The organism is Pseudomonas sp. F(2018) (assembly GCF_005508865.1).
In the GTDB taxonomy this organism is placed as follows: Bacteria; Pseudomonadota; Gammaproteobacteria; order Pseudomonadales; family Pseudomonadaceae; genus Aquipseudomonas.
In genome coordinates this window covers 1,376,090-1,391,965 of the sequence record NZ_SCOM01000001.1, presented here as the reverse complement: position 1 = coordinate 1,391,965, position 15,876 = coordinate 1,376,090, and the positions used below count along the sequence as shown (strand labels likewise).

The window sequence follows — 15,876 nt, the reverse complement described above, 5'->3', positions numbered from 1 at the left end:
GTTTTTGTTCCGCGCACGGCCCAGCCGGCCGCCGCGATGGCAGCCATGAAAAATCGTCGCGTAGGGTTGGCCGCAGGGCCGCCGTGGTTTACCCGGCGGTGCCTGCCTGGTGTTGCAAGCTCGCCTGGGTGACGTTGCTGCCGGGTGGCACGCTGCGCGTCAGCCAGACGTTCCCACCGATGGTGGAACCTTTGCCGATGGTGATGCGGCCGAGGATGGTGGCCCCGGCATAGATCACCACATCGTCTTCGACTAGCGGATGGCGGGCCTGGCCCTTGTGCAGCTGGCCCGTCTCGTCGGCGGTGAAGCGCTTGGCGCCGAGGGTCACCGCCTGGTAGATGCGCACCCGGTTGCCGATCACCGCCGTCTCGCCGATCACCACGCCAGTGCCATGGTCGATGAAGAAGCTGTGGCCGATCTGCGCGCCGGGATGGATGTCGATGCCGGTGGCGGAATGGGCGATCTCCGCGCCGATGCGCGCCAGCAGCGACAGGCCGGCGCGATACAGGTGATGGGCCAGGCGGTGGTGGATGACGGCGAGGATGCCGGGGTAGCACAGCAGCACCTCGTCCACGCTGCGCGCGGCCGGGTCGCCGGCATAGGCGGCGATCACGTCGCTGTCGAGCAGGCGGCGCAGGCCGGGCAGCGCGGCGGCGAAGTCGCGCACTATCTGCACCGCGTCGGCATCGCTGCCCTCCTCCGGCTCGCCGCGCTGGCGGGCGGCGTGGCGCAGCTCCAGGCGCACCTGACCGAGCAGGCTGTTCAGCGCGCTGTCGAGAGTGTGGCCGACGTAGAAGTCCTCGCTCTCCTGGCGCAGGTCGCTGGGGCCGAGGCGCATGGGGAACAGTGCGCCGCAGAGGTCGGCGAAGATCACCTCCAGGGCCTGGCGCGACGGTAGCTCGCGGCTGCCCAGCTCGCGGGCACGGCCGGTGCTGCTGCGCCATTCGGCGCGGGCCGCGCGCAGTTGTTCGACGATCTGATCGAGCTGCCAGTTGACCGGGCGCGCCACGGCCTCGGCCGGGGTCTGGGTCAGGTCATGGATATCGGCGGAAAGCTTGTTGGACATACGGATTCCTTGCCGGCCGCTATCGCGACCCGCCCGTGAGTCTGAGGGAATTGTCTGGGTTCAGTCCTGCAACCAGGGCAGGCCCCAGTGGCGCCAGCCGCCGGAGTCGCCGCGCTGCTGCTGGGTGTCGAGGTCGCCCTCGAAGCCCTCCAGCACGTTGAACACCTGGGTGAAGCCGGCCTCGGTGGCGGCCTTGGCGGCGGCGGCCGAGCGCTTGCCGCTGCGGCACAGCAGCACCAGCACGGCGTCGCGGCCGGCGCGGCTCTCCAGCTCGCGCAGGAAGCGCGGGTTCTTGATCATCGCCGGGCCGGTCTGCCAGGCCACATGGGCGCTGCCGGCCACGCGACCGACGTACTTGAGCTCTTCGGCGGTGCGCACGTCCACCAGGGTCACCGCGCCGGCCTCGACCAGGGCCCAGGCCTCCGGCGGATACAGGCTGCCGGCGTAGGCGTTGCCCTGCTCCACGCCACGGGCGCGGGCGCGGGCCAGCAGCTCCTCGCTGGAGACTTCCAGCACGCTGCGCAGGTCATTGGGACGGTGGGTATCGGGGGTGAGTGCAACGGCCGGCATGAGCGAGTCCTCTAGTTGGCTAGTCGGGGCTGGCAGAAGGTCTGCACCGCCGCGTTGAGGGCTACTCTATGCCTCGGCTCATATAACAAAAAAAGAATTAATTATTTTATTTGGCAAACTTAAAGGAATATAAAATAGCCATGCGCTTGTGCCGTGCGCCAGACGCCGAGCCCGGCTTCCCGAGGCTGGCGCCGGCCAGTCACTCAGGCGCGCTTGCTACGCGGGGCCGTGTTGAGCGCCACCGCGGCGCGCACCAACGCCTGCAGGGCCGCCTCGTCGGGGAAGTCACCCTGATGGATGTCGATGGCGCGCCGGGTGTTGCCTTCGAGGCTGGCGTTGAACAGGCCGCCGGGGTCGTCCAGCGCCGCGCCCTTGGCGAAGGTCAGCTTCACCGCGCTCTTGTAGGTCTCGCCGGTGCAGATGATGCCGGCGTGGGACCACACCGGCACGCCCCGCCACTTCAGTTCCTCGACCGCCTCGGGGTCGGCCTGCCTGATCAGCGCACGGACCCGGGCCAGCGTCTCGCCGCGCCAGTCGCCCAGTTCCTGGATCTTTGCATCGATCAGCCGCGAGGCTTCCTGTTCGGTGGTCGGTTCCGTGGTCATGCTGGTCGTCCTCTTCCTGATGGTGGTCGCTGGCCGCAACCAGTATCGCCAACCCCTGGCATTCCTCCAGGGAAAATCGGCGACGATTGGGGCTTTGCGAAAGCTTCGACCAACTGAGTACGCCCAGGTGCCGATCCGGCTAGCGCCTCACGCCACCGGAATCGACGGATCGGCCGCCGCCAGCGCCACCGCGCGGTCCGCTGCCGGCGGGTAGATCCACTGGCTGTTGATCTGCTGCTTGAGCGTCTTGGCCTCGGCGCCGACCAGTTTCTGCTGGCGATCCCAGCCCTCGGTGTACACCGCGCCCCAGGCGCCCAGGTCGAGGCAGGTGACGTACTTGGGCTGGCTGTATACCCGCGGCGCCACGCCGATCAACTCAGCCGCGGCGTTGTTGCCGGCATAGCGGCCCAGGGGGATGGCGTGCTGGCAGGACATCACGCTGAAGTTGCCCAGCTCGTCGGTGGCGGCGCGCGCGGTATCGCCGGCGGCGAACACGTCCTGCAGGCCGGCGACCTTGAGGAAGCCATCCACCTGCAGGCGGCCGCTGGCATCGCGAGGCGCGCCCAGCTGCTCGGTGAGGCCGCTGGCGCGGAAGCCGACGGTCCAGATCACCGTGCCGGCGTCGATGCGCTGACCATCGTCGAGCACCACGCCGCCGGCATCCACCGCGGCCACCGACACGCCCAGGCGCCATTCGATGCCCAGCTCGCGGGAAGCCTCGAGAATCGCCGGGCGAATACCGTCGCCCAAGGTCGCGCCGACCTGGGCGCCGCGGTCGATGACGATGACCCGCACCTTGGCGTCGTCACCGAGGATGGCGCGCAGGCGCTGCGGCAGCTCGGTGGCGGTCTCGATGCCGGTGAAGCCGCCGCCGGCCACCACCACGGTATTGCGCGCGGCGGACTCCGGCTGCTTGGCCAGGCCGAACAGATGCTGTTCCAGGCGCGCGGCCTGCTCGATCTGGTCGACGTCGAAGGCATGCTCGGCCAACCCCGGCACCGGCGGGCGGAACAGCTGGCTGCCGGCGGCGAGGATCAGCCGGTCGTAGCCCAGGCTGGCCTCCTCACCTTCGGCGTTGCGATAGGTCACCCGCCGTCCTGCGGTATCGATATTCAGCGCCAGGCCCTGGACGAAGCGCACGCCGGTCGCGGCGAACAGCTCCTGCAGCGGCGCACGCATACTGTGCACGTCGGGCTCGTAGAAGCGCGGGCGGATGCGCAGCTCGGCCTGGGGCGCGAGCAGGGTCACGCGCACATCGCTGCGGCCGTGCTGGTCGAGCAGGCGCACGGCGCTCAGTGCGCTCCACATGCCGGCGAAGCCGGACCCGATGATCAGAATATGTTGTTCCATGATGACTCCCGGCATTCGCCCGCTTCGTTTGACCGAGCCATGCTAGGAGCGAAAGAATCAGTCTCCCATGACAGATAACCCTGAATTTATGCCAGCCCAGCCACGCCGCGTTCTGTTCATCGCCTACCCACGGGTGGGCCTGCTCGACCTGACCGGCCCGCAGACGGTGTTCTGGGCCGCCACCAAGGCCATGCACGAGCGCAATCTGCCGGGCTACGAGCGGTTGACCGTGAGCCTGCAGGGCGGCCTGGTGCAGACCGCCGAGGGCCTGACCGTGGACACCCTGCCCCTGGCCGATTTTCCGGTAAGCAGCGTGGATACCCTGGTGGTGCCGGGCTCGCCGGAGATCGAGGGCGTGGTGGCCGAGTCCGCCGAGCTGATCGGCTGGATCGCCGAGCACGCCGGCCAGGTGCGGCGCACCGCGTCGGTGTGCAGCGGCACCTTCCTGCTGGCCGAGGCCGGGCTGCTGCACGGCAAGCGCGCGGCCACCCACTGGGCCATGTGCGCCCGGCTGGGCGCGCGCTTCCCCTCCATCGAGGTGGATAACGATGCGATCTTCGTCCAGCAGGACAAGGTGTGGACCTCCGCCGGGGTCAGCGCCGGCATCGACCTGGCACTGGCGTTGGTGGAGGCCGATTGCGGCCGTGACGTGGCGATGCAGGTGGCGCGGGAGCTGGTGGTGTTTCTCAAGCGCTCCGGCGGCCAGGCCCAGTTCAGCGAGCTGCTGCTGGCGCAGAGCCAGGACACGGCGGTCTTCGACGAGCTGCACGGCTGGCTGGCCGACAACCTCGCCGCGCCCAACCTGGGTGTGGAGGTATTGGCCGAGCACTGCCACATGAGCCCGCGCAACTTCTCCCGGCTGTACAAGCAGAAGACCGGGCGCTCGCCGGCCAAGGCGGTGGAGATCTTCCGCCTGGAGGCGGCGCGGCGCCTGCTGGAGGACTCGGAACGCAACATCGACCAGATCGCCCAGCAGTGCGGCTTCGGCGACGAGGAGCGGATGCGCGCCACCTTCCAGCGCCACCTGGCGATCTCGCCGCGGGACTATCGCAAGCGTTTCTCCGCTTGAGGCCGCGGCGGCCTATCCCGCCAGTTCCTGCAGGTAGCCCCAGGGGTAGATGCCCTTGTCGTGGCCATCGCTGAACACCAGCTGCACGCCGTAGCCCTGCTGATTGATGGCGCGCAGGCGTACCTCGCTCGGCGCCGCGTCGATGCGCCCATTCAGGCGCGCCGCGCGGCACTGCGAGCAGGGGCAGGCGGCGCGCAGGCGGGCGTGACTGAGCTGGCTGAGCCGGCCGTCCGGCCACTCCAGGCGCAGCTGGCCGGCGGCGCTGCGCAAGGTGCTGGGCGCGTTCATCGCGCGGCGCCCTGCAACTGGCCGAGGGCAATGCGCACGGCCTTGCGCACTTCGGGGTCGCCATCGTTTTCCGCCGCCTGCAGGGCCGGCAGTGCGGCCGGGTCGGCCAGCTCGCCGAGGGCCAGGGCCGCTTCCTTGCGCAGGTTGCTGATGCTGTGGCCGAGCAGCTCCACCAGCGCCTCCAGCGCACTGGCGAAACGCAACTTGCCCAGCGCTCGGGCGGCGCGCAGGCGCACCTGCCAGTAACCATCGGCCAGGGCCTCGACCAGCGCAGGGCCGGCCTCAATCTGGCCGACCTTGCCCAGGGTAGTGGCGGCTTCCTCGCGCACCTGCCATTCGCGATCGCGCAGCGCAGCACGCAGGGCCGGCAACACGCTGGCATCGCTGGCCAGGCCGAGGGCGCCGGTGGCGGCGCGACGTACTTCGGTGTCCGGGTCGCGGCTGGCCAGGTTGGCCAGGGCCGGCAGCGCGTCGGTCTGTTTCAGCCAACCGAGAATGCCGACCGCCTCGCGGCGGACGAAGGCATCGCTGTCGTGCAGCGCGCCCAGGGCCAGCGGCGCGGCCTCGGCCAGGCGCAGCTCGCGCAGGGCACGCAGGGCGCTGGCGCGGACGAAGGCATCGCCATGGGCGGCCCAGGGCAGGATCACCCTGCCCGCCTCGGCGCTCTTCAGCTCGGACAGGCTCTGCGCGGCGGCGGCGCGCACCTCCTCGTCGGCATCGGCCAGGGCGGCGCACAGGGCGGCGACCACCTCGGGCTCCTCCCAGGCTTCCAGCAGGCGCGCGGCCTCGGCGCGCACCTCGGCGGCGGGGTCATCGCCCAGGGCCTGGGTCAGCCAGGGCAAGGCGTCGGGATCTTCCAGGTCGGCCAGTTCGATCAAGGCAATGCGGCGCACGCCGGCGTCGGCATCGGCCAGGCGCGGCTGCAGGTCGAGGATGTCCGGGTTATCGGTAATAAGAGAAGTCATAGGGCGATTCGCAGTGGCGGATGTTCGGTGGTGGGCAGGCCCAGCGGGGTGAGGCGTGGCAGCTCGCGGCCGTCCTCGTGGCGCAGCAGTTCCAGGCAGTGGCGCTTGAGGTGGACGAAGCCGGGGCTGGTCAGCAGGCTGGCATTGCGCGGGCGCGGGAAGTCCAGGCGCAGGTCCTCGATGAAGCGGCCCGGGCGCGGGCTCATCACCAGGATGCGGTCGGCGAGGAACAGCGCCTCGTCGATATCGTGGGTGACGAATACGACTGTGGTGCGGATGCGCGTCCAGATATCCAGCAGCAGCTCCTGCATGCGCGCACGGGTCTGCGCATCGAGAGCGCCGAACGGCTCGTCCATCAGCAGCAGGCGTGGGCGGTTGATCAGCACGCGGGCGATCTCGGCGCGCTGTTGCATACCGCCGGACAGCTGGTTGGGCCAGCGTGTGGCGAAGTCCTGCAGGCCGACCAGGCGCAGCATCTCGGCGGCCTGGCGACGCCGCTCGGCGCGGCCAATGCCCTGCATCTTCAGGCCGAAGGCGACGTTGTCCAGCACGCTGCGCCAGGGCAGCAGGGTGTGGTGCTGGAACACCATGCCGCGCTCCGGCGACGGGCCGGCCACTGGCGCGTTGTCCACCAGCAGGCTGCCGCCAGCCGGACGCAGGTGACCGGCCAGGGCGCCGAGCAGGGTCGACTTGCCGCAGCCAGACGGACCGAGGATGCAGACGAACTCGCCGGGCTCGACAATGAAGTCCAGCGCCTGCACCGCCTCGAAGGCCTCGCGGCCCTGGCCGAGGCGGATGGACAGCTGGCGGCCGTCAATGCGGCCGGGTTCGGGGGCTTTTTCGTAGACGCTCATCGCTGTGCTCCGCTGCGGTACCAGGGCGTGGCCAGGCCGCCGAGGCGCTTGACCAGGCCGCTGCTGGCCATGCCGAGCAGGCCGATCAGCAGCATGCCGACGACGATGTCCGGGTAGTTCTGGATGGTGTAGGACTCCCAGGTGTAGTAACCGATGCCGAACTGGCCGGAGATCATCTCGGCGGTGACCAGGCAGAACCACGAAGTGCCCATGCCGATGGCCAGACCGGTGACGATGCTCGGCGCCGCACCCGGCAGGATCACCTCACGCAGGATGGCCAGGCGCCCTGCCCCCAGGCTGCGCGCCGAGGCGATCAGGCGCGGATCGACGCCCTCCACGCCATGGATGGTGTTGAGCAGGATGGGGAACAGCGCGCCGGTGAAGGTGATGAACACCATCGACAGTTCCGACGAGGGGAACATCAGGATGGCCAGGGGAATCCAGGCCACCGCGGGAATCGGCCGCAGTACTTCCAGCGGAGGGAGCAGGCTGTCCTCGGCCCATTTCGAGCGTCCGATGGCCAGGCCGAGCAGCACACCGATCACGGCGGCGCTGAGGTAGCCGGCGAACACTCGGCCCAGGCTGCTGCCGAGGTGCGCCAGCAGCTGGCTGGAGTGCAGCAGTTGCCAGGCGGCGTCGAGCACGGCGCTGGGCGTGGGCACGTAGGTGAAGGTGAGCAGGCCCAGGTCCAGGCGCGCGGTGGCGGCCAGCTGCCAGAACAGCAGGCAGGCGGCCAACGAGGCGAGGCGCAGGGGCCAGCGGTATAGATGGCGCATAGAAAATCTCCGGATCAGGGTTGCTCCCCTCTCCCTCTGGGAGAGGGGCCGGGGGTGAGGGATTGGCAGGCCGCTACGAGTTGCCTACGGCACCCTCACCCCAGCCCTCTCCCAAGGGGAGAGGGAGCACACGCCAGATGCCTCCTTAAAGGCTGGCGACGGCCTGCTGGTTGGCGCTGACGAAGTCCAGCGCGGTGCCGCCGTGCTGCTGGGCGTAGGCCTCGGCCTGGTCCTTGAGCAGGAAGGCGGAGAGCTCACCCTTGCCGTTGCGCACGAACCAGGCCTGGTTGGCCAGCAGCTTGATGCCGCTGTCGGTGGCCTGGGCGTAGATGGCGCGGATGTCCTTGCCCTCCTGCTCCAGCGTGACCAGGGCCTTGAGCGCGGCTTCCGGCGAGCTGTAGTGGCGCACCTTGTCCTCGCCGCGCACCCAGATCTGCGCCAGGCGCGAGACGTCGGTGATCGGCTTGCCTGTCAGCGCGTCATTGGCCTTGAGCGGCAGCGGCTGGTAGTCGGCCAGGGCCTTGTCGTAGTCGCGGCCGGCCTGCTTGAAGGCGGCGCGGATGTACTGGTCGTCGACGAACTTGTCCACGTCCAGGCCGCGGTCGGTCTTCTTCAGCAGCTTGAGGGTGTCGATGGAGGTGGCCAGCGCCTTGCGGTACTCCGGCTTCCAGGTCAGGTCGCGGGTCTGCAGACCCAGCGGGCCGTGGAACAGATAGTTCACCTCGGCCTCGATGCCGGTGACCTTCTCGATCAGCTCGCTGTACTTCTCCGGCGACTCGGCGAACAGGCGGTCGGCCTCGAGGCTGGCGCGCAGGTAGGCGGTGACCACTTCCGGATACTTCTTGGCGTACTCAGCATCGACCAGCGCACCATGGAAGGTCGGCGCGTTGGCCTGCGAGCCGTCGTAGATCTTGCGGGCGAAGCCACGGTTAGGGAACAGCTCGGCGAACGGCACGAAGTCGGCATGCGCCTCGATGCGGTTGCTGCGCAGGGCCGAGCCGGCGATCTCCGGCGGCTGGGCGATGATGCGCACGTCCTTCTGCGGGTCCCAGCCCTGCGCGGCGACGGCTCGCAGCAGCATGCCGTGGGCGGTGGAAGCGAACGGCACGGAGATGGTCTTGCCCTTCAGCTCGGCCAGCGACTGCACGTTGGAAGACGCCGGCACCACGATGCCGTTGCCGCTGCCGCGGGTGCTGCCGGACAGCACGCTGAGGAACAGGCTGCGCTTGCCGGCGTCGAGGTGGGCGACGCCGTTGAACGAGCCGGGGAAGTCGGCCATGGCGCCGAAGTCCAGCTTGCCGGCGACCATCTCGTTGGTCAGCGGCGCGCCGCTGGTGAAGTTCTTCCACTCGATCTCGTACTTCACGTCCTCGTACTTGCCGTCCTTCGGCAGGTACTTGTCGAGCAGGCCCAGCTCACGGATAAGCAGACCGCCGGTGGCGCAGTTGATGGTGGTGTCCTGGGTGCCGATGGCGACGCGGATCGTCTCGGCATTGGCATGAGCGGTGGCGATGGCCAGGGCGAGGCCGGCCAGGGTAGTACGCAAGCGCATGGGTGTTTCCCCTCGAATCATGGTTTTTTGAGTCGTCTCCGCCATGCGGTTGGCTGGTGGGAAACGAGGGGGTTTGCAAGCAAGGCGTCCGGGGTCTCCGGATGGCGGTTTTTCTCTGTCTTTGTAGGAGCGAGCTCTGCTCGCGAAGCTTTTGCGCGATGTTTTTCGCGAGCAGAGCTCGCTCCTACAGGGTGTGATCGCTCAGCTTGGTAGGGCGGTGAAACCCGCGCGGGTTACACCAGCCCTACTGCTGTTCAGCGCAGCAGGTAAGGAATTTCCACCTTCACCGCGCCGGTCGGGCAGTCCTTCTCGCAGGGCATGCAGTACCAGCACTCGTCGAAGGCCATGAAGGCCTTCTGCGTGGCCGGATTGATCGCCAGCAGGTCCATCGGGCAGACCTCGACGCACACGGTGCAGCCCTTGTGGGCGATGCACTTGTCCTCGTCGATGGTCACCGGCGCATTGCTGCGAAAGAAGATTTCCTGGGGCTGGTAGGCCATGTCACGGTTCCTCGGAGCCTGTGGCTCTCTCGTTTCTGCGGCCCCGTTCGGGGCCTTGCACGCAAGTGTGGTCAGGCGGCGTCGCTACGCACCCGCAGGCGCTGGTAGGCGTGCTGCTCTTCGTCGTCCAGCGGAATCAGGTACGGCTCCACCGGCTTCTTGAAACTGGTCATCTCGCCGTCGTCGCCCTTCTTCAGGTGGCAGTGGGCGAACCACTCGGCGTCGTTGCGCTGCGGGTGGTCGACGCGGTGGTGGTACAGGCCCCAGCGGCTCTCGGCGCGGAACAGCGAGGCGCGCGCGGCCATCTCGGCGCAGTCGCGGATCACGCTGACCTCCAGGGCGCGCATCAGCTCGTGCGGATTGTTGGCCTTGAGCTGGTCGAGGTCGCGCTGGATATCGGCGAAGCGGGTCAGGCCGATTTCCATCTTCTTGGTCACCTTGGGCGGCTGCAGGTAATCGTTGACCATGCGCCGCAGCTTGTACTCGACCTGGGCCGGCGGCAGGCCGTGCTCGCGGTTGAGCGGCGCATACACCCGCGCCTGCTCACGCTCGACCTGCTGCGTGTCCACCTCGGTGAACTCACGCCCGGCGATGTACTCGGCGGCATTGACCCCGGCGAACCAGCCGTAGGTGAAGGCGCCAAGCATGTAGTTGTGCGGCACCGCGGCCATGTCGCCGGCCGAGTACAGGCCCTTCACGCTGGTCTCGGCCTTCTCGTTGACCCACACGCCCGAGGCGCTGTGGCCGGAGCAGAAGCCGATCTCCGAGATGTGCATCTCGACCATGCCGGTGCGGTAATCGGTGCCACGGTTGGCGTGGAATTGGCCACGGCTGGGCCGCTCGTTGCTATGGAGGATCTCCTCGATGTTCTGGATGGTTTCCTCGGCCAGGTGATCGAGCTTGAGGAATACCGGGCCGTTGCCGCCCTCCAGCTCCTGGTGGAACTCCCACATCATCTGCCCGGACCAGTAGTCGCACTCGATAAAGCGCTCGCCTTTGTTGTTGGCGGTGTAGCCGCCGAGCGGGCCGGTGACATAAGCGCAGGCCGGGCCGTTGTAGTCCTTGATCAGCGGGTTGATCTGGAAGCACTCCAGGTTCGCCAGCTCGGCGCCCGCGTGGTAGGCCATGGCGTAGCCGTCGCCAGCGTTGGTCGGGTTCTCGTAGGTGCCCATCAGGTAGCCCGAGGCCGGCAGGCCCAGGCGCCCGGCGGCGCCGCAGGCGAGCACCACGGCCTTGGCACGGATCAGGTGGAAGTCCGCGGTGCGGCAGTCGAAGCCCATCACCCCGTTCACTGCGCCGTCGGCGTCGGTCAGCAGGCGAGTGGCGATGACCCGGTTGGTGATCTCCACCCGTGCACGCTTGAGCTGGCGGTAAAGCACTTTCTTGATGTCGTGCCCCTCGGGCATCGGCAACACGTAGGCGCCCATGTGGTGGACCTTCTTCACCGCGTAGTCGCCGGTCTCGTCCTTCTCGAACTTCACACCCCAGCGGTCGAGCTGCTCGATGGTCTCGAAGCTCTTGGTGGCGTAGGCGTACACCGCCGCCTGGTTGACGATGCCGTCGTTGGCGATGGTGATTTCCTTGGTGTACTGCTCCGGCGTGGCGTGGCCGGGGATCACCGCGTTGTTCAGGCCGTCCATGCCCATACTGATGGCGCCGCTGCGCTTGACGTTGGCCTTGTCCAGCAGCAGCACGCGCAGCTCGCGGTTGGCCTCCTTGGCCTTGATCGCGGCCATCGGGCCGGCAGTGCCGCCGCCGATCACCACCAGGTCGTATTCGCGTTCGATCGTGTTCATGCGTGAGAGCCCTTCTGGCGGTCGATGCGCAGGCGGTACTGGAAGGCGTCGCCGCGGTAGTAGAGGTATTCGAAGTCCAGTGGCGTGCCATCGGCGGCGTGGGTCAAGCGCTCGATACGCATGATCGGCGCGCCCTCCTCCACGTTCAGCGCACGAGTCAGGTCGGCGTCGGCCAGCACCGCGTCGATTGCCAGGTCGGCATGGCCGAGGGCGATGCCGCAGTCGTTCTCGATGATCAGGAAGATGTCGCGGGCCACCAGGTCGGCCTTCTCCAGCTTCTCGCCGACGGCGCGCGGCACGTAGGTGACCTCCAACGACACCGGCTCTCGGTTCACCAGGCGCACGCGCTTGATCTCGGTCACCGGCGCGCCCTCCTCCAGGCCCAGCCGCTCGGCGACACGGGCGCTGGCCGGCAGGTGCTTGAGGCTGTGCAGGCGGTTGATCACCTCGTACCCCATCTGCGACATGGACTCGGCCAGGCCCTGCAGGGTGCTGACGTTCTGGAACGCCTTGGGCTTGGCGACGAAGGTGCCCTTGCCGTGGATCTTGAAGATCAGCCCTTCCTTCTGCAGATCCCCCAGCGCCTGGCGTACGGTGATGCGGCTGACACCAAACGCCTGGCCCAGCTCGCTCTCCGAGGGCATGCGGCTGTGCGGCGGATAGGTACCGTCGAGGATGCGACCACGCAGCAGCTCCTTGAGCTGGCTGTACAGCGGCACGGGGGACAGGGGAAGCAGTTCGGCCATGTTCTCGTCTCTGATCTCTACTTGTCATAACAAGCTGTGACGAGAAGATAGCGAGTATAAGAGCGGATCAGGAAATACTTTTATTGCATAAGGTTATGAAGCGATGGAGGTCGTGCGCCGAACCGACCTATTCGGCTCATGACAGCAGTCTCGCCATTTGTGATGCTTGCACTGAAAGATGGCCACTCCGTTAGAATCCAAGCCTTTCTCGTAGTCGGAGCAGTACCGTGATGGAACACCTGGATACCTTCCTCGCCCGCTGGAAAAACGCGGGCGGTAGCGAGCGCGCCAACTACCAGTTGTTTCTCACCGAACTCTGCAGTCTGCTCGGCCTCCCTCTGCCGGAACCAGCCGGCGACGACACCCGCGACAACGCCTACGTATTCGAGCGCCGCGTCGTCATCAATCAGCCAGACGGCAGCAGCAACAACGGCTTCATCGACCTCTACAAGCGCAGCAGCTTCGTGTTGGAAGCGAAGCAAACCGGCAAGACCCTCGACAGCTCCGGCTGGGACAAGGCCATGCTCAAGGCCCACAACCAGGCCGACCAGTACGCCCGTGCGCTGCCCGCCGAGGAAGGCCGCCCACCGTTCATCCTTGTGGTGGACGTGGGCCGTAATATCGAGCTGTACGCCGAATTCAGCCGTTCCGGCGCCACTTACACACCCTACCCGGACGCCCGCAACCACCGCATCCGCTTGGAAGATCTGCGCAAGGAAGATGTTCGCGAGCGCTTACGCGCCGTCTGGCTTGATCCGCTCTCGCTCGACCCAGCACGCCGCTCGGCCCGCGTCACCCGCGAAATTGCCGACCAACTGGCCAAACTGGCCAAGTCGCTGGAGGCCGTCGGGCATTCACCGCAGCTGGTTGCCAGCTTTCTCATGCGCGCTCTCTTCACCATGTTCGCCGAGGACGTAGGTCTGCTCCCCGAACGTGGCTTTACCGAGTTGCTGCAACGCCTGAAGAACAGGCCGGACACCTTCGCGCCGATGCTCGAACACCTCTGGCAGACGATGAATAGCGGTGGCTTCTCGCCGATCCTGGAAAGCACCCTGCTCAAGTTCAATGGTGGCCTGTTTGCCGAAGCCCAGGCGATTGCCCTCGACCGCGACCAGATGGAGCTGCTGCTCAAAGCCTCCGAGGCCGATTGGCGCTATGTGGAGCCGGCGATCTTCGGCACCCTGCTGGAGCGTGCCCTGAACCCCCGCGAGCGACACAAACTCGGCGCTCACTACACCCCCCGCGCCTACGTCGAGCGCCTGGTACTGCCCACCGTCATCGAGCCGTTGCGCGCCGAATGGAAGGAAGTGCAGGTTGCCGCGCTCACCTACGAAGGTCAGGGCAAGCACAAGGAAGCTGTAGCCGAGATCCGCGCCTTCCACCGTCACCTGTGCGAAGTGCGCGTACTCGACCCAGCCTGCGGCAGCGGCAACTTCCTCTACGTCACCCTGGAGCACATGAAGCGCCTGGAAGGCGAAGTACTCAACCTGCTGCACGATCTAGGCGAATCTCAGGGCCTGCTGGAGCTGGAGGGCGTCACCGTCGACCCGCATCAGTTCCTCGGCCTGGAAATCAACCCACGCGCCGCGCGCATCGCCGAAATGGTGCTGTGGATCGGCTACCTGCAATGGCACTTCCGCACCCATGGCAAGGTCAACCCGCCCGAGCCGGTGCTGCGTGACTTCCATAATATTGAACACCGCGACGCCCTGATCGCTTACGACGCGGTAGAACTGCTGCGCGACGAAACCGGCAAGCCCATTACCCGCTGGGACGGCATCACCACCAAGACCAGCCCCATTACCGGCGAACAAGTGCCGGATGAATCGGCCCAAGTCGAGCAGTACATCTATCGCAATCCGCGTAAGGCCGAGTGGCCACAAGCAGAGTACATCGTGGGGAATCCGCCGTTTATTGGTAACAAGCGCATGCGGACGGCGCTGGGCGACGGCTATGTCGATGCAGTGCGCGGCACTTGGCCGGAGGTGCCGGAGTCGGCGGACTTCGTCATGTACTGGTGGCATATCGCTGCCGAAACGGTGCGTGTTGGTCAGGTCAAACGTTTCGGCTTCATTACTACGAACTCCATTTCTCAAACATTCAATCGATCCGTAATACAAAACGCTCTGGATAAAGGGGTTGGCCTGCGGTTCGTCATACCCGATCACCCATGGGTCGACAGCTCCGATGGAGCGCAGGTACGGGTAGCAATGAGCGTCGCCGATGCCTCTCAGGATGCGGGTAGACTTTTGCTTTCAAAACGTGAATATGCCTCCGATGAGGACGCAGTGGACGTGCGGTTTGATACTGACGATGGCGTGATTTTCTCCGACCTGACTATTGGAGTTAATACTTCTGCACTGATTGTTTTGAAAGCAAACACAGGCTTGGCGTGCCCAGGAGTCCAGCTCTCTGGACAGGGCTTTTTAGTCGACGCTAGTGCAATTCACACATTCCAAGCTTCAACGATCTCCAAGCTGATAAAACGCTACATAACAGGCCGAGACTTGGCTCAAACCATGCGAGTCCAGTACGTTATCGATACCTTTGGCGTTCCGCTTGACGACTTGAAGCAGAGCTTCCCAGATGCTTTTCAGTGGCTGTACGACCGAGTAAAACCTGAACGGGACAAGAACCCGCGCGAAAAATACCAACGCGATTGGTGGCTTCATGCAGAACCAAGAGGGCGGTTTCGAGGGGCTCTTGTCGGACTCGGCCGAATCACGGTGACCTCGCGCACATCAAGGCATCGGGTCTTCCAGTTCCTTGAAGCATCTTTTTTGCCGGAAACTAAGGTTCTGGTCTTTGGGTTTGAGGATGCTTTTCAGCTTGGCGTGCTGTCCTCACGCCTTCATGTTTGCTTCGCAAATCGTGTTGGTGGTTGGCTGGGAGTGGGAAATGACTCGACGTACAACCATTCAGACTGTCTCGAGAAATTCCCCTTCCCCTCCGCCAGCCCCGAGCAGCAACAAACCATCCGAGATCTGAGCGAGCGCCTCGATACCCATCGCAAGCGGCAACAGGCCCAGCACCCCGAGCTGACCCTAACCGGCATGTATAACGTGCTGGAAAAGCTGCGCAGCGAAGAGCCGCTGACTGCCAAGGAAAAAACCACCCATGAACAGGGCCTGGTTTCGCTGCTGCGCGAACTGCACGACGAGTTGGACCGCGCCGTATTCGCTGCCTATGGCTGGAATGACCTGGCCCCGCAACTGATTGGCAAGCCTGGTGCCACTACACCGCTGCCAGACAAACCCGAGGCTCAGGCCGAGGCCGAGGAAGAACTGCTGCGCCGCCTGGTGTCCCTCAATGCCGAACGCGCCGCCGAGGAAGCCCGTGGCCTGGTGCGCTGGCAGCGCCCCGACTACCAGCACCCCAGTGCGCAAACCTCCCCACAACAGAGCGAGGCCGAGCTGACGGACACAACGGATTCCGAATCTGCTCCCGAGGTCACCATAGCTACCGGGAAGCTCACCTGGCCCAAGCAGATGCGCGAGCAAGTTGCTGCCGTGCGCCAGGCCCTTACCCAAGGCCCGCTCCCGGCCGAAGCCATCGCAGCTCAATTCAAGCGCTCACCGAAAATCGCTGTGCAAGCCGTACTGGGCGCTCTTGAGGAACTTGGCATGGTCCAGCAAGCGGAGAACCAGTACCGACTAGCCAGCTGATCAATTGCGCCAAGGCTCGCGCCGTGAGCCGGATAGCCGAGTTATTCGGCTCACGGCTACTGATGACAAGAGCC

Annotated in this window: 14 protein-coding genes; 2 read left to right on the top strand and 12 right to left on the bottom strand. The window is 66.2% G+C overall.

Features of this window, described 5'->3' with window-relative positions; translation table 11 throughout:
* Positions 1-88 precede the first annotated feature (88 nt).
* The 4 genes from epsC to FFS62_RS06915 all read right to left on the bottom strand — a co-directional run bounded on the left by epsC (position 89) and on the right by FFS62_RS06915 (position 3,591).
* Positions 89-1,066, bottom strand: coding sequence for a serine O-acetyltransferase EpsC (gene epsC / locus FFS62_RS06930; protein WP_137972037.1), 978 nt, complete (start codon positions 1,064-1,066; stop codon positions 89-91).
* 60 nt (positions 1,067-1,126) lie between these two features.
* Entirely contained in the window at positions 1,127-1,636 is a 510-nt protein-coding gene (locus tag FFS62_RS06925; protein WP_137972036.1) for a rhodanese-like domain-containing protein, read from the bottom strand.
* A gap of 203 nt (positions 1,637-1,839) precedes the next feature.
* Positions 1,840-2,241 (bottom strand): DUF1801 domain-containing protein, encoded by a 402-nt coding sequence (locus tag FFS62_RS06920; protein WP_137972035.1) that lies wholly within the window; start codon positions 2,239-2,241, stop codon positions 1,840-1,842.
* 147 nt (positions 2,242-2,388) lie between these two features.
* The gene (locus tag FFS62_RS06915) at positions 2,389-3,591 is read right to left on the bottom strand and encodes an NAD(P)/FAD-dependent oxidoreductase (RefSeq protein ID WP_137972034.1); all 1,203 of its coding nucleotides are present in this window, start codon (positions 3,589-3,591) and stop codon (positions 2,389-2,391) included.
* 67 nt (positions 3,592-3,658) lie between these two features.
* Between FFS62_RS06915 and FFS62_RS06910 the strand changes: the two genes are divergently transcribed.
* Positions 3,659-4,660 (top strand): GlxA family transcriptional regulator, encoded by a 1,002-nt coding sequence (locus tag FFS62_RS06910; protein WP_137972033.1) that lies wholly within the window; start codon positions 3,659-3,661, stop codon positions 4,658-4,660.
* Positions 4,661-4,672: 12 nt separating this feature from the next.
* Here FFS62_RS06910 and FFS62_RS06905 read toward each other — a convergent pair whose 3' ends face one another.
* The 8 genes from FFS62_RS06905 to FFS62_RS06870 form a co-directional block, all read right to left on the bottom strand.
* A complete protein-coding gene (locus tag FFS62_RS06905; protein WP_137972032.1) occupies positions 4,673-4,948 on the bottom strand; it encodes a gamma-butyrobetaine hydroxylase-like domain-containing protein in 276 nt (91 codons plus the stop codon).
* The gene (locus FFS62_RS06900; RefSeq protein WP_137972031.1) at positions 4,945-5,913 is read right to left on the bottom strand and encodes a HEAT repeat domain-containing protein; all 969 of its coding nucleotides are present in this window, start codon (positions 5,911-5,913) and stop codon (positions 4,945-4,947) included. Before FFS62_RS06900 ends, FFS62_RS06905 begins: the two co-directional genes overlap by 4 nt.
* On the bottom strand, positions 5,910-6,767 hold the full coding sequence (locus tag FFS62_RS06895; protein ID WP_137972030.1) for an ABC transporter ATP-binding protein: 858 nt from the start codon (positions 6,765-6,767) through the stop codon (positions 5,910-5,912). The genes FFS62_RS06900 and FFS62_RS06895 overlap by 4 nt, the downstream gene beginning before the upstream one ends.
* Complete coding sequence (locus FFS62_RS06890) at positions 6,764-7,543, bottom strand: ABC transporter permease (RefSeq protein ID WP_137972029.1); 780 nt, start codon at positions 7,541-7,543, stop codon at positions 6,764-6,766. Before FFS62_RS06890 ends, FFS62_RS06895 begins: the two co-directional genes overlap by 4 nt.
* 145 nt (positions 7,544-7,688) lie before the next feature.
* Positions 7,689-9,095, bottom strand: coding sequence for an ABC transporter substrate-binding protein (locus tag FFS62_RS06885; protein WP_137972028.1), 1,407 nt, complete (start codon positions 9,093-9,095; stop codon positions 7,689-7,691).
* 254 nt (positions 9,096-9,349) lie between these two features.
* Complete coding sequence (locus tag FFS62_RS06880; RefSeq protein ID WP_137972027.1) at positions 9,350-9,595, bottom strand: ferredoxin family protein; 246 nt, start codon at positions 9,593-9,595, stop codon at positions 9,350-9,352.
* A 71-nt stretch (positions 9,596-9,666) separates the two neighbouring features.
* On the bottom strand, positions 9,667-11,391 hold the full coding sequence (locus FFS62_RS06875; RefSeq protein WP_137972026.1) for a fumarate reductase/succinate dehydrogenase flavoprotein subunit: 1,725 nt from the start codon (positions 11,389-11,391) through the stop codon (positions 9,667-9,669).
* Positions 11,388-12,137 carry a GntR family transcriptional regulator gene (locus FFS62_RS06870; protein ID WP_137972025.1) on the bottom strand — a complete coding sequence of 250 codons (750 nt, stop codon included), beginning with the start codon at positions 12,135-12,137 and terminating at the stop codon, positions 11,388-11,390. Before FFS62_RS06870 ends, FFS62_RS06875 begins: the two co-directional genes overlap by 4 nt.
* Before the next feature lie 230 nt (positions 12,138-12,367).
* Between FFS62_RS06870 and FFS62_RS06865 the strand changes: the two genes are divergently transcribed.
* Positions 12,368-15,802 (top strand): DNA methyltransferase, encoded by a 3,435-nt coding sequence (locus tag FFS62_RS06865; protein ID WP_137972024.1) that lies wholly within the window; start codon positions 12,368-12,370, stop codon positions 15,800-15,802.
* Positions 15,803-15,876 lie beyond the last annotated feature (74 nt).